The 12,625-nt window shown below is 66.8% G+C and carries 11 protein-coding genes and 1 pseudogene; 6 read left to right on the forward strand and 6 right to left on the reverse strand.

Annotation, left to right across the window (positions count from 1 at the left end; genetic code table 11):
- Positions 1 to 11 precede the first annotated feature (11 nt).
- Both ACIGXP_RS29650 and ACIGXP_RS29655 read right to left on the reverse strand, forming a co-directional pair.
- On the reverse strand, positions 12 to 737 hold the full coding sequence (locus tag ACIGXP_RS29650; protein WP_399773449.1) for a hypothetical protein: 726 nt from the start codon (positions 735 to 737) through the stop codon (positions 12 to 14).
- Between the two features lie 902 nt (positions 738 to 1,639).
- Complete coding sequence (locus ACIGXP_RS29655; protein WP_399773451.1) at positions 1,640 to 2,593, reverse strand: alpha/beta hydrolase; 954 nt, start codon at positions 2,591 to 2,593, stop codon at positions 1,640 to 1,642.
- Positions 2,594 to 2,810: 217 nt separating this feature from the next.
- Between ACIGXP_RS29655 and ACIGXP_RS29660 the strand changes: the two genes are divergently transcribed.
- Positions 2,811 to 3,740, forward strand: coding sequence for an NAD(P)H-binding protein (locus ACIGXP_RS29660; protein WP_399773454.1), 930 nt, complete (start codon positions 2,811 to 2,813; stop codon positions 3,738 to 3,740).
- On the opposite strand, the gene ACIGXP_RS29665 is transcribed toward ACIGXP_RS29660, so the two are convergent.
- Positions 3,730 to 4,473, reverse strand: a complete 744-nt coding sequence (locus tag ACIGXP_RS29665) for a helix-turn-helix domain-containing protein (RefSeq protein ID WP_399773457.1) — start codon at positions 4,471 to 4,473, stop codon at positions 3,730 to 3,732. The two genes, ACIGXP_RS29660 and ACIGXP_RS29665, sit on opposite strands and share 11 nt — an antisense overlap.
- A 70-nt stretch (positions 4,474 to 4,543) precedes the next feature.
- Here ACIGXP_RS29665 and ACIGXP_RS29670 point away from each other — a divergent pair, with 70 nt between their 5' ends.
- A complete protein-coding gene (locus ACIGXP_RS29670) occupies positions 4,544 to 4,891 on the forward strand; it encodes a peptidase inhibitor family I36 protein (RefSeq protein WP_363215601.1) in 348 nt (115 codons plus the stop codon).
- Between the two features lie 1,004 nt (positions 4,892 to 5,895).
- Positions 5,896 to 6,011 (forward strand): annotated as a pseudogene (locus tag ACIGXP_RS29675) (restriction endonuclease); the annotation flags it as partial.
- Between the two features lie 32 nt (positions 6,012 to 6,043).
- On the opposite strand, the gene ACIGXP_RS29680 reads toward ACIGXP_RS29675, so the two are convergent.
- Genes ACIGXP_RS29680 through ACIGXP_RS29690 form a run of 3 tightly spaced genes read right to left on the reverse strand, consistent with a single transcriptional unit; the run spans position 6,044 to position 8,988 of the window.
- Complete coding sequence (locus tag ACIGXP_RS29680) at positions 6,044 to 6,664, reverse strand: hypothetical protein (RefSeq protein ID WP_399773460.1); 621 nt, start codon at positions 6,662 to 6,664, stop codon at positions 6,044 to 6,046.
- An 11-nt stretch (positions 6,665 to 6,675) separates the two neighbouring features.
- Positions 6,676 to 8,514: an alpha/beta hydrolase gene (locus ACIGXP_RS29685; protein WP_399773463.1), complete on the reverse strand. Its 1,839-nt coding sequence runs from the start codon at positions 8,512 to 8,514 to the stop codon at positions 6,676 to 6,678.
- A gap of 9 nt (positions 8,515 to 8,523) precedes the next feature.
- Positions 8,524 to 8,988, reverse strand: a complete 465-nt coding sequence (locus ACIGXP_RS29690; protein WP_399773465.1) for a hypothetical protein — start codon at positions 8,986 to 8,988, stop codon at positions 8,524 to 8,526.
- 402 nt (positions 8,989 to 9,390) lie between these two features.
- On the opposite strand from ACIGXP_RS29690, the gene ACIGXP_RS29695 reads away from it, so the two are divergent.
- The 3 genes from ACIGXP_RS29695 (at position 9,391) to ACIGXP_RS29705 (ending at position 12,617) form a co-directional block, all read left to right on the forward strand.
- Positions 9,391 to 10,473: a hypothetical protein gene (locus ACIGXP_RS29695; protein WP_399773467.1), complete on the forward strand. Its 1,083-nt coding sequence runs from the start codon at positions 9,391 to 9,393 to the stop codon at positions 10,471 to 10,473.
- A 330-nt stretch (positions 10,474 to 10,803) separates the two neighbouring features.
- Positions 10,804 to 11,790, forward strand: a complete 987-nt coding sequence (locus tag ACIGXP_RS29700) for an ATP-binding cassette domain-containing protein (protein ID WP_399773470.1) — start codon at positions 10,804 to 10,806, stop codon at positions 11,788 to 11,790.
- A complete protein-coding gene (locus tag ACIGXP_RS29705; RefSeq protein WP_399773473.1) occupies positions 11,787 to 12,617 on the forward strand; it encodes an ABC transporter permease in 831 nt (276 codons plus the stop codon). The genes ACIGXP_RS29700 and ACIGXP_RS29705 overlap by 4 nt, the downstream gene beginning before the upstream one ends.
- Positions 12,618 to 12,625: the final 8 nt, after the last annotated feature.

Below are 12,625 nucleotides of genomic sequence, written 5' to 3' on the forward strand. Positions count from 1 at the left end.
ACAGGGTGTGTCTACTTCACGCCAGCGCCATACCCGGCCACGGCGTCAGGGCACTGTGGCGTAACCAGATCATTTGATCCTGTATCCATTGAACCGTCAGTGACGAACTGGGTCATACCTGTTGCATCGTCACCGATGTAGTCCCACACGTTCGTCGGCGCCCAAGGTCCGTACAGCACTGTTTCAGCGCGCGTCTGGCAAAAGATCGTCACTTGGGCGCCCGGAGACAGGGTGCGAACGACCGGTTTGCTCGTGCTGGGCGTCGTACGCACGTTAAGCGGAACTGTCGGGTCTCCCGAATTGACTGTGCCCGTAACCGCTCGGCTCGCGTCCACGGTATCGAGCCGACGTTGATGGAAGCTGGGATCAGCTGCTGTGTCCTGCCAGCACAAGGCCGTGGCCACGTCGCCAATCCTAGGCGTGATCCCGAGAATGAAGTCAAGGAGCTGGTTGCCGAGGGACGGGCAATGCCACCCGGAGGCTCCCAGGAATTGGTCCACGACCGTCCCCCCTGCACCATCACCGGCCGTGTCGACGGCAGCTTTGATCTCCTTGCGGTGGGCCAGGAGGAAGTCACGGATGGTGGAGCCCGCAGGAGCAGCGTGTGCGGTGCCGCCCCCCTCACGGACCGGGAACGCTGTTGGCACAGCGGTCAGCCCGAGCGCCAGCAGCGCGGCTGCCATGAAGAGGTACAAGAAGTGGCGCGCCGGCCGGCGCTCGATATGTGTACGAGCCATGGAGACTCCGTTCGGGGAGGTGTGGCCTGGTGACCCACTGAAGTGATGGCGTCACGAGATGTGACCTGTTTCAGGGTCTCGTGTCCCAGGCGGTTTGGCTCGAGAGAAGCCTCCAAGACTTGTCCGCAAAACTTGATGGTTTTTCATATAGGGATCTTTGTGAGGTCTACACACCGAATCGACCGACAAGAGCATGACAAGGCAAATGGCGCACTTATTGGCTTTGCAGGTCAGGTTCGGGCGGACGGACCGGGGCCCGCTGGCCGGCAACCGCCTACTCGCCTGAGGGCTCCTCGTTGTTGGCCCGTTGACGGATGTCACCCGGACGCCATTTGCCACCGCAGGACAGCGTTCAGCGTCCCCGCACTGGGCGATTCACGCGTAGAGGCGCAGCAGGGGTGAGTGTCTAACTGCGTGACAACGCCGACGAACAGCGGCGGACGGGCGCAGACATCTGCGGACCATCTGAGCAGGTGAGAAGCACGCCAGCCCAAGGTGGAGTCCCCATTCAAGTTGCTTCGGGACGAAGAGGTCGTGGGTTCAAATCCCGCCACCCCGACAGTGCAACACCGGGCCTGACCTGCTTCTGCGGGGCTCTCTGGAGAAATCCTGGAGACGATCTTGGAATTCGTCTCCAGCCAGCGCCCTACTGGCGAGCGGAACCCATCGCCCGACGTGCTTCCACCCCTTCCCACATCCCAGCGAGTGTGATCACCAGCGCTCACTTCTTGAGCTCGGCGGCGACGTTTCATCCCGGTGAGCGGTTACAGGTTTCTCCACCTCTGGACGCCACGCTTCGCACTGGCTGAGACGACCGTCTTGGTGTTGGCCGCAGCTTCATCCAGGAACACTCGTGCCACCTCAGCAAACTCGACATTGCCGATCGGAGGCCCTGGGACGCTTCAGGGGCGCAGTGCTTGTTGCAGTGCCTCGATGGCGAGTGTGCGGGCGACCGTTGTGGCCTTGGAGTCACGGAGGCTGTCGAGCATCAGGAAGTCGTGGACCATTCCCAGCACTCGGACCGCGGTGACGTCTACTCCCGCTTCGCGGAGCTTGGCCGCGTAGGCCTCGCCTTCGTCGCGCAGCACGTCGGCCTCGTCGGTGATGACCAACGTGGTGGGAAGACCACGGAGCTGCTCGATGTCGGCTCGCAGCGGCGAGGCATAGATCTCGGTGCGCTGCTGAGGGTCCGAGGTGTAGGCGTCCCAGAACCACTTCATCCCGTCGCGAGTGAGGTAGTAGCCGTCGGCGAACTGCTGGTAGGACGGAGTGTCGAAGTTGGCGTCGGTGACGGGGTACAGCAGCACCTGGGCAGCCAGTTGGACATCTCCGCGCTCCTTGGCCATCAGTGCGAAGACCGCCGACATGTTGCCGCCCACCGAGTCGCCGCAGACCGCCATCCGTGAGGCGTCGAGGTTCTGTTCCCCGCCGTTTTGAAGGATCCACTTCCCGACCGCGTAGTTCTGCTCGATCTGAGTCGGGTACTTCGCCTCGGGGGCCCTGTCGTAGACGGGGAAGACCACCGCGGCGTCCACTCCCACCGCCAGTTCGCGGACCAGCCGGTCGTGCGTCTTCTCATCGCCGAACACCCATCCGGCGCCGTGTATGTACAGGATCACCGGGAGGGTTTTCATCGATCCTTGGGGGCGGATAATGCGTGTGCGGACGTGGCCGTACTGTCCGGCGTCGATGGTTACCCAGTCCTCATCGACCGCGGGCTTGGCCACCCCCGTTCCCTCCTGGAGGCCGTCGAGGATCTCGCGGCCGTTCTCCGGCGGGACTTCGTAGATGCGTGGATGCGGTGATGTGGCCTCCGTCAGCTCTCGGGCAGAGGGTTCCAGGACGGGGGTTGTCACAGATCGAGAATCGGGCACAACGCGCCTCCTGCCTCAGACGTAGCGGTATGTGCGGCCGGCCCCACCTTTTCCCATCGTCTCTCGGCAACGCACCGGTGCAACCGCGGAACAGGGCGTGAAGGCCACAACACGTTAGGTCGTCGAAGCTGGGCCCCAGTGCGAGTCGACCGGACGCCCCCCGATTGCGTCCTGGCCATGCGGGCCGCAGTCTGCCGACATGGACTACAGCGCGGAAGCAGGCATGCGGCCCATTCTGGTGACCGGTGCTGCGGGCAGCGTCGGGGCTGTCGGCAGGACCGTGGTCCAGGGTCTACGGCGCCGGGGTCTCCAGGTCCGTGCTCTGGTGCGCCGGGATGACGACCGTGCCCAGGCGCTGCGCGCGACGGGCGCCGAGGTCGTGGTCGGAGATCTGACGTGTGCTCGTGATGTCGCCGACGCCCTCGACGGCTGCGGTCGGATGTATTTCGGCATGGCCGTGTCGGCACAGTATCTGCTGGCTGCCGTGACCACGGCGGCGGTCGCGCGCGCCTACGGAAGGCTGGAGGCGTTCGTGAACATGTCGCAGCTGACCGTCTCCGAGATGGACGCCACCAGCGGCTCCGAGTCGCACCAGCATCGACAGCAGTGGCTGGTCGAACAGGTTCTCGACTGGTCAGGCCTGCCCGTGGTTCAGGTCAGGCCCACCGTCTTCATGGAGAACCCGCTCTTCCAGACCGTGTTTTCCTCGATCGCCAAGGACGGCGTGATCAGGTGGCCCTTTGGCGAGGCGAGAACCTCCCCGATCGCGGCCGATAACGTTGCCGCGGTTGTCGAGGAGATCTTGGCCGATCCGGCCGGGCACATCGGCCGGAGCTATGAGCTGACCGGCCCCCGATCACAGGACGTCGCCGCTCTGGCCGCGGAGATTTCCGATGCTTTGCACCGCACGGTCGGCTACACCGCCGTCCCGTTGCAGGAATGGCTGGACAACGATCTCGCGGCGCTGGAACTGCCGGCCCATGTACGTCAGCACATCTCCACCATGGCTCGCCTGCACCTGGACGGCCGCTATGACCGCCAGGCAGAAGGCATGGCAGAGGTCACCGGGCGGTCCGCCGAAGGAGTAGCCGACTTCGTCCGCAAGAACCCCGAGCTGTTCACTCGCTGACGCCGACAGCCGCCGTGAGAAACCAGACCCGACGCTGACCGAAGAGACAGACCTTAGGGGCACTTCCCCACCAGTTTGAAGCCTTTTCACATGCAGCGCGTGCTTCACGCTTCCGCTGTCCGTACATCTGCTGTACGGCAGCGAAGTACAGCAACCGCCACAACCCCACGTCCATGGCCTCCGCGCCCTCGATGATGACCGGCCGGAGCTGCTTCCGGTAGACGGCCTCCGTCGTCGCTTGACTGGTGTGCCCGACAAGCTGCGCGATGCGCTCCAGCGGAATCGAGCGGTTCTTGCCGAGGGTGCCCTTCTCGTCGCGACCTTTCAGGCCGCGCTCCAGCCAGTCGTTCACCGCGTCGGCCACGGTGCAGTTGGCCGGCGCCTTGACGCCCGACTGGCCTTCCTTCCTCAGGTCCCGCATCTTCTGGCGGACCTCAGTCTTGGTATCGCCGTACACCTTCGGTCGGCGCCCCTTGCCGATCCGCACCGTCTGGAGACGCCCGAGGCGGATCTCTTCGTAGACCAGCGAGCGGCCGATACCCAGGGCCGCCGCCGCTTCTTCCGGTCGGTACAGAACCCGCTGAGCGGCGAAGCAAGGGTGATGCTCATCCGGGATTGCTCCTCGACTGGCGTCCGAGCCCTGCTGCTTGCCGCTTCCCCTCCTGGGGAATCCGCCACGTCCGCCACGCCGCCATGACAGCCTCTGAGCACTCGTCAACTGACGGTATGTCAAAAACTGCTAAAGCTAAGCCCCTTGAGTTAAAATCCAAAAGTCTGTTCGATCAAGGATAAGGATACTTGGCATGAGCATGCTTAAGAAAGGTCTGACGCTGGCAGCTGTGACCGGCGCGTTGCTGGGCAGCGCGTTCGTCACGCCGGCTGCGGCCGATCCAAATACCTGCCCGAAGGGGTATGCATGTGGATGGACGGGGGCAAACAGGACCGGAACCAGGCACGTCAACTCCCTGACGCCCGGCTGCTATCCCCTTGAGAGGGTCAATCGGTCCGTCTCAAACCAGACGCCCTATCGCGTGGAACTCTGGCACATCACCACCGGCTGCAACCAAGGCACCAAGCTGGCTACTCTGAATCCGGGCCACTACGCAGACAATCCCGGCGCCGTTACAGGGATAGCGGTCTACAAAATTTAGCGCTGCGGCCTTCACGGAGAAGGCCGAGCCCGAGGTGGACCGACGCTGCTCCGCCCGTCACGGGCGGAGCAGCGCGCTTAAAAAGTTGTCTCACGTGGCGTGATGCCCGTGCGGCATGAGGCGGGTCACGGGTGCTGATCTGTCGAAGCATCTGGTTCCGCTGGTTCCTGATGAACTCTGGGAACTGAGCACCCCCGTTGCTGCCGTCCTTCACCGCTCGTCCGCAGGGTGGCGGGTCCGCTCCCTGCGACGAGAGGGCTGTCTTCACGGCGGCGGTGTACGTGCTGACAGGCAAGATCCACGCTCAAGCCTCTGATCCTGGCAGTGCCCGCGATCCGCTCGCGGCGCGGCCCGCGCAGACGGCAACGAGCAGGCCGACGGACCGAAGCAAGGTCACAAACGGCCGGATCGCGTTCGGAACAAAGAGATCGTGGGTTCCAATACCGCCACCCCAACGCCGTAATACCAGGTCAGGGGCCTGATTCACCAAGTGGATCAGACCCCTGACGGGTTTCTGGAGATCATTTGGGAGAAGCCTGGGGGAAGATCTTGCTCGGCTTCTCCTAGGCAAATTCAAGTCGGCGCTCGGGCCCCGGCCAACAGCGCACTCCGCTGGGGGACGCCGAGTTGGAGCCCGGCAGAAGCCGTGGGCTGATCTGGACCCGGGCGCCCCATCAGCGCGGGCTCCAGCGGTCGTAGGTGCGGGCAACGGGAGTGCCCCACGGCAGGTCGTGCATGGACTCGAGCGTTTCGACGCTGACGCCGTACGTGCCGCCCCTGTCGCCGACGGGGCGGCACAGCGCCGGGAGCCGCCCCGGCGGAGGTGCGGGACACGCTGCAACGGTTCGCCGGACTACATCTGATCGAGTTCACCGAAGAACCCCAGGCGTTGGAATGGCGGGCCGGCAAACGCATGGGAGGAGTCGGTGCGCTGGCGGGGAGCACAGGCGGCGGCAGACCCGGGACAACGTGATGTACTGCGGGGCGTCACTACGATCACGGTCATGGTTTGGCTGGGGCGCGCCGCGCGTGGGCAGTGGAGCCGGACGGCATCCGGGCGCCGCACAAGCCGTTGCTGCTGCCGTACGCGCTGGGCCGTTTGGCGCCCGACGGCTCTGGCTCACCCGTGTGGGTGGACTGACTGGGATCTGCTCACCCTTCGCCCGCCGATGACGTCGGCGAGGCCGAGGAGACAGGGGTACGCGCCGACCAGAAATCGGAGTGAACGTACGGGAGCCCTTTGGATTCCGCAGAGTTCGGATCAAGGGGCTTCCTGGGCGCCTCGGTGACCTTCGACGCGTCGACACACGGCGAGTTCACGCGGAAGCCGGCCTGGCCCTTGTACCCGAACTCCAGACTGACCTCGAAGCCGTCGGACGCGGTCGCGAAGATCGCGGGCATGTCGGCGCTCTTACGCACCGACGTGATCTTGTAGCCCTCCTTCTTCCAGTACCGCTCCACAACACCGAGGAAGCTGCCACGCCGTTCGGCCGAGATGACCGTCATCACGTACCGCCGCCGGGTCACCGACCCGGCCCCCGTACCGTCGTTCCTGAAGTCTCTGCAGCTGGAGTCGCTCGACGGCCCCCGCATGACTTCGACCGACGGGTTGATCGCCTTGAGGGTCGCATCGATGATCCCCTCTGCGTGGTCAGCCGCCTCCTGCATGTTCATGTTCGTCTCCTTCGGCGCGTCCGCTTTCCTTCCCTCACTTCCGCTGCCGCCGATGAGGCCGCAACCGGAAACGATGAGAGTCGACGCCACGAGGGCCACAGCACGAGTTTTCATCGGTATTGGTCCCTGGTCACCAGGTCAGGACGGTCCGCGACGATGGCCGCGATGTTGGCTGCGGACACAGGATCCTTGTCCCTGGCCGGGTTGAAGTAGTTGGAATGCGCCGGAGTAAGCCCCTGCCCGTCGACCACCGGCACCGGGCCGTCCGACACCTTGAAGCGCCTGGCACCGAACGCCTCACTGGCCGGGTCCTTGCCGAACCAGAGGTCGTCGTCGCCCTGGTCCGCGATGTCACCCAAGAGGTACGCACCGGCCGGACCACCGCCGAAGAAACCGGCAGTGCCCGCCGCTGCCTCCCTCTTCGACGGCAGGTGGGTGACGGGGTCGTTCTTGGCCGCGCCCACGAACACGTGCTCCTTTCCCACCCCGAGACCTTCCGCATGATGGACGCCTGTGCCAGGGCTCCCGACGAGGACGATGTCATCGGCCCCGGGGATTCCCCCTGGCTCCTGCGTTGCCGCGCCCACGAGGCGTGAACCGTAGGAGTGTCCGATCGCGACGAGGTGCGGGTCCTTGTGGTCGTTCGTCGCGGCGAGCCCTCCCATGAACGAGTTGTACGCCGGCGCACCCTGCTCTGCGTCATGCGTGGACATGACATCCGTGTCGGACACCAAGGTGGCGGGGTCCAGAGGAGCGTCGAGCTGCGGCGCGTCATAGCCCAGCCACACGATGGATGCGCTGGACGGATCGATGTTCCGGGCGTCGACGGCAGTGTCATAGGCGCGCTTCACATCGCCCTCGGCGAAATCCGTGTCCAGGGCGGTACCCAGGCCGGGAACGTACGCCGACACGTTCTTCGACTTGTCCGGATTACCGAACGCAACGATGGCCCGACCACGTCCTTGGTCGCCGATCCCCAGCAGGTACATGGGCGGCTCTTTGGGGTCCACCAGCTGCTTCGCGGCGTTGTCCTGCAGCTGCTGCCGGATGCTCCTCAGAGCGTCCAACTGTGTCTTGGCCCTGTCGCCGTCCTCACCGGAGAGCTTGCCGATCAGAATGTCCAGGTTCTCGCGGTTGACCGCGTCCCGGACCGAGGCCGGAATGCCGTCCAGGTTGCCGATGATCTCCGGAAAGGCCCTCTTGTACTCGTCGCGCTGTTCATCACTGAGGCTGTCCCACCACTTCTTGCAGTCGGCAGGCGACTTGTCCAGCGGAACGTGATCCTTGATGCAGTCGCTCGCGGCCGAGCTGACGGCGTCGGCATCGGCGGCCACGTCCGTCCACGTCTTGGTGTCGACCGTCAGCCCCGGGGCTGCCTTGAGCTTCCCCAGTGTCTTGCTGTAGCTGTCGTCGATCTCCGTGGCCTCCCGCACAGCGTGGGCGATGCGGTCAGCGATGTCCTGAGCCTTCGCGCGGTTCGGATTCGGGCTGCGCAGACCGGACATGTCCGGGCCGGGCGCGGGGCTGTAGATGCCGTTGAACCCGGTGACCGTTCCCCCGGAGATCTTCTCGCCGGTCAGTTCGTTCTCGCCACCGGCGGGATACACGACGCTGCCATTTGCGTTGACGGTGTACGACAGCGCCTTCGCGTCATCGAGTGCCTCAAGCAGGCGGCGACGTGGGGCGGCGATCTCGGACGAGAATCCGTTGAGTGCTCCGCTGATCAGGCCGCACTCGACCTGGGTGTAGTGGAAATTCTGCGACAGCTTGGCCAGTTGCTTCTGTGCCGCGTCCGCCGCCTCGCCCTCGTTGGCCTTCTGCAGGGCCTTGGTGATCTGCTGGTCGACGCGGTCCTTGGCCGCGTCTGCCATGTCACTGATCGCCCGGTAACCGTCCGCTGCGTCCGCGTACTCGAAGGGGTTGATGGCCTGGAGTTTCTTGAGGTCCATGGGTCCGGATCACCGGCCCTTGCCCGTGCCGCCGGCGGCGGACGTGTCCTCGGAGTGGACCTTCAAGCCTGCGATCTCGGCCTTGATGGCCTCGTCGGTCCTGAGCTGGTCATGCCCCACTTTTTCCAGCACGCCGACAAGCCCGTCGCACAGCTCACCGATGTCCTTGACGCGGCGTTCCCAGGAGTCGTGCACGCTCTTCTGAGCCGCCGCGGTCAGACATCCGGAGCCCTTGCCGAGCCCTGTCTGGCTGTTCTCCAGCTTCTTCAGCGCCTTGCCGATGTTGTCCCGCAGGTCGCCCACGCCTTCGCCGGCCAGGGACCACGCCTTCTTGTCGGACCGGAGCCTGCCGGAAGCGCCGCCGACACTCGGACTCGTGCTGTTCTGGTCGCAGGGCAGCTGGTCGAGCCGCATCCGTGTGGAGTGCCGTTCGGCCGCCGCTGCCTTGAGCTGCTCCCACTCCTCCCACGCCACGCGTGGTTCCCCTCCCCGTGTGTTCTGTCGTACGCCGCCGGTTCGTTGCGAAGGCCGGACCGCAACGCTGCGGTAAATCGAGAAGTACGCTACAGCCCGACATAACGCACCGCATCCGTACCAGTCACCATGAGTGACTGGATATCCGTGATCAGACGGGACCGTGGGGTAGGGATGTTGACCCGAAAGAGGTACCGCTGCTGGGTCCGGCTCTGCGGGTGGGTCGTGCGGATGTGTACGACCCGCGCTCAGCCAGGCGCGCCGGAGCTCGTCCGTGCCCTGCCGGCATGGCGCTTTGGAGGACGCCTGGCAGACCCTCAGATTGCCGCAGCCCGACGGGCCACCACCGGGCCCCGTCGAAGGCCGGCGGAATGTCCTGGGCCGTGCTGAGCGTCAGCGCGGATGGCTTCGGGGATCTTCCGACGTGATGTGACGTCGTGCCCGCAGAAGGCGGACCACATCCTGGTCTGCCAGGAGGGCCACGGGCTCGTGCCCCGTGGGTTCGACCAGTTCCGGGTCGGTCTGCGGCGCGCGAAGGGCGCGCTGGTCGGGGCCTCGGGTGAGATCCGCATGACCGTGGAGTCGCACGGGGTCCAGCTCGCATCGCGGACGATCAAGGTGACGGTCCCCGACGCGGGCCTGGTCCCCGACCGGCTGGAGCGCACCCCCGGCACCAAGAAGGTGAAGCCGGGGACTTCCATGAAGGTGATGAGCATGCCGCGCCCGGCCTCCGCACCCCCGGCCACGCCGCACGACACCGAGGCGACCATTGCGTTCGACGTCGACAACACCGCGGACATCCAGGCCGTGGGGACCACCGTGCGGCAGAAGAAGGCCGGGGACCCGGTGAAGGCCACGGTCGGTGTGCGCAACAAGGGTCCCGCCGGGATGCCGGCGTGGCTCGGCAGCGACATGGGCGAGGACCCGCCGTACGAGACCCGTGTCTACCTCCCGGCCGGGACGGAAGCGGTCACCACGCCCAAGGGCTGCGTCAAGTTCGCACCCAGGAACGGCGCCGTCCACTACCTCTGCTTCCAGGACACCCACGAGGCGTGGATCTACCCGGGCCAGTACATGACCTGGACCTTCGACCTGCGCGTCGTCGATCCGGCCGCCCTGAAGCCGGGCCGGGTCAAGGTGTCGTCGCTGAGCACCGACCCCGACGCGAGCAACAACACCGCGGCGATCGTCGTCCGCTCCCCGGGCCACGGCTCGGGCGCCGGCGGTGCGGGCAAGGGCGGTACGGGCAACGGCGGTACGGGCAACGACGGTGCGAGCGGTGCGGCGGGGTCCGGCGGCACGTCCGAGGGCAAAGGCACCGGCACCGGCACCGGAGGCGCCACGGTGACGGGCGGCTCCGGGAACGGGGCCATGGCCGACACCGGCACGAGCCGTGTGGTGCCGCTGGCGGCCACGGCGTCGGCACTGGCCGTCCTCCTCGGCGGAGCGCTGTTCGCCGGCTTCCGCCGCCGCAGGCAGGGCTGAGCCGGCCGGGGCGACGAGAGACCTCCGCAGCACCCGGCGGGGCGCCGTGCGGAATCCGCGACCCCGCCAGTGCCGTACCGGCTCAGGGGCCTGATCCAGGAAATGGATCAGGCCCCTTGGCGGTTCCGCCGACCGGCACCGAGGCACCGGGCGCGGGCGTGGGCGTGCCGGGGCCGGAACACTCCCCGTCGCTGCCAGGCCGCTGACAGGCTTCGACGGCCTCTGCCAGCGGTCTGCCAGTGGCCTGCCAGCACGGTCCGGCACCGTCTTCCTCATCGAGAGCAGCGAGGACCGCGAGAGCGGGCGAGCGAAGAGATGGGGAGGGCACAGATGTCGTACGCCATCCGGGCCGAGGGTCTGGTCAAACGCTACGGGGACATGGTCGCGCTGGACGGCGTCGACCTGGAGGTGCCGGCCGGCAGGGTGATCGGCGTGCTGGGGCCGAACGGGGCCGGCAAGACCACCACCGTACGGATCCTGTCGACGCTGCTGCGGCCGGACGGCGGACGGGCCACGGTCGGCGGGCACGACGTGGTGCGGGACCCGGTGCGGGTGCGGCAGCTCATCGGACTCACCGGGCAGTACGCGTCCGTCGACGAGAGCCTGTCCGGCACGGAGAACCTGGTGCTGCTGGGCCGGCTGCTCGATCTGCCGAAGCGGGCCGCGAAGGCGCGGGCGGCCGAACTCCTGGAGCAGTTCTCGCTCACCGAGGCGGCGAGCCGGCCGCTCAGCACCTTCTCCGGTGGTATGCGCCGCCGGCTGGATCTGGCGGCGAGCCTGGTCGGGCGGCCGCAGGTGCTGTACCTGGACGAGCCGACCACCGGACTCGACCCGCACGCCCGCGGCGAGGTGTGGGACGTGGTCCGGCGCCTGGTCGACGACGGCTCCACGGTGCTGCTCACCACGCAGTACCTTGAGGAGGCGGACCAACTCGCCGACAGCATCACGGTGTTCGACCGCGGCCGGGTGGTCGCCGAGGGCCGCCCCGGCGAGCTGAAGCGCCAGATCGGCGGCCAGATCCTCCAGGTCCGTCCGTCGCTGCTGCAGGACGTGCCCCGGGTGACCGCGATGCTGACCGAGCTCACCGGCACGGCCCCCGTCCAGGACGGTACGAACGGGCTGCTGACCGTGCCCGCTGACGACCCCCTGCTGGTGTCCGCCCTGGCCCGCCGTCTGGCCGCGGACGGCATCGGCACCGACGAGATGGGGCTGCGCCTGCCCAGCCTCGACGAGGTCTTCCTGGCCCTGACCGGCCGCCCCGGCACCACCGACGCCCAGCAGAACGACGACACCTTCGCTGAGAGGACCGCGGCATGAGCGCCCAGACCATCGCCCCCGCCCGCACCACCCGCCAGGCCGCCGCCCCCTTGCGCGTCGGTGCGGCACGCTCCCTGCGGCACGGCTTCGCCCTTGCCGGGCGCGGCGCCACCAAGTTCATGAAGTCGCCGCTGCAGCTCACCGACGTGGTGCTGACGCCGGTCATCTCGCTGCTGATGTTCGTCTACCTCTTCGGCGGCGCCATCTCCGGCGGCCATGACCACGCGTATCTGCAGATGGTCACGCCAGGGGTCATGGTGATGACCGTCTTCCAGGCGAGTATCGGCATCGGCGTCTCCCTCAACGCCGATGCGAGCACCGGGATGTTCGACCGGTTCCGGTCCATGCCGATCGCCCGCTCGGCACCGCTCGTCGGCGCCGTCCTCGCCGATTTCGTGCGGTACGCCATCTGCCTCGGCACGCTGCTGGTCCTCGCTCTGATCATGGGCTACCGGGTCGGGACGGACCCGCTGTCCACGCTCGCCGCGCTGGTCCTGCTCATCGGTTTCGCGCTGAGCTTCTCCTGGCTGTCGGTGTACATCGGCATGCTGGCCAAGACGCCCGGTTCGGTGCAGGGCCTGATGACGGTCGTGGTCCTGCCGCTGACCTTCGCCAGCAACGTGTTCGTGCCGGACCGGACCATGCCGGGCTGGCTGCACGCCTGGTCGGACATCAACCCGGTCAGTCTGATGGCCGACACCGTGCGCGGTCTGCTCAACGGCGGCGCCGTCGCGGACCCGCTGCTCGGCAGCCTCGGCTGGATGGCCGGCATGGTCGCGGTCTTCTTCCCGCTGGCGATGCGCGCCTACCGCAAGAACGTCGGGTAATCACCGAC

It is taken from the genome of Streptomyces sp. NPDC053069, from assembly GCF_044546895.1.
GTDB lineage: Bacteria > Actinomycetota > Actinomycetes > Streptomycetales > Streptomycetaceae > Streptomyces.

Coding starts and splice junctions, on each gene's coding strand:
- ACIGXP_RS29650 (WP_399773449.1), bottom strand. CDS start 737: ATGGCTCGTACACATATCGAGCGCCGGCCGGCGCGCCACTTCTTGTAC.
- ACIGXP_RS29660 (WP_399773454.1), top strand. CDS start 2,811: ATGGACTACAGCGCGGAAGCAGGCATGCGGCCCATTCTGGTGACCGGT.
- ACIGXP_RS29670 (WP_363215601.1), top strand. CDS start 4,544: ATGAGCATGCTTAAGAAAGGTCTGACGCTGGCAGCTGTGACCGGCGCG.
- ACIGXP_RS29685 (WP_399773463.1), bottom strand. CDS start 8,514: ATGGACCTCAAGAAACTCCAGGCCATCAACCCCTTCGAGTACGCGGAC.
- ACIGXP_RS29695 (WP_399773467.1), top strand. CDS start 9,391: ATGGCTTCGGGGATCTTCCGACGTGATGTGACGTCGTGCCCGCAGAAG.
- ACIGXP_RS29700 (WP_399773470.1), top strand. CDS start 10,804: ATGTCGTACGCCATCCGGGCCGAGGGTCTGGTCAAACGCTACGGGGAC.
- ACIGXP_RS29705 (WP_399773473.1), top strand. CDS start 11,787: ATGAGCGCCCAGACCATCGCCCCCGCCCGCACCACCCGCCAGGCCGCC.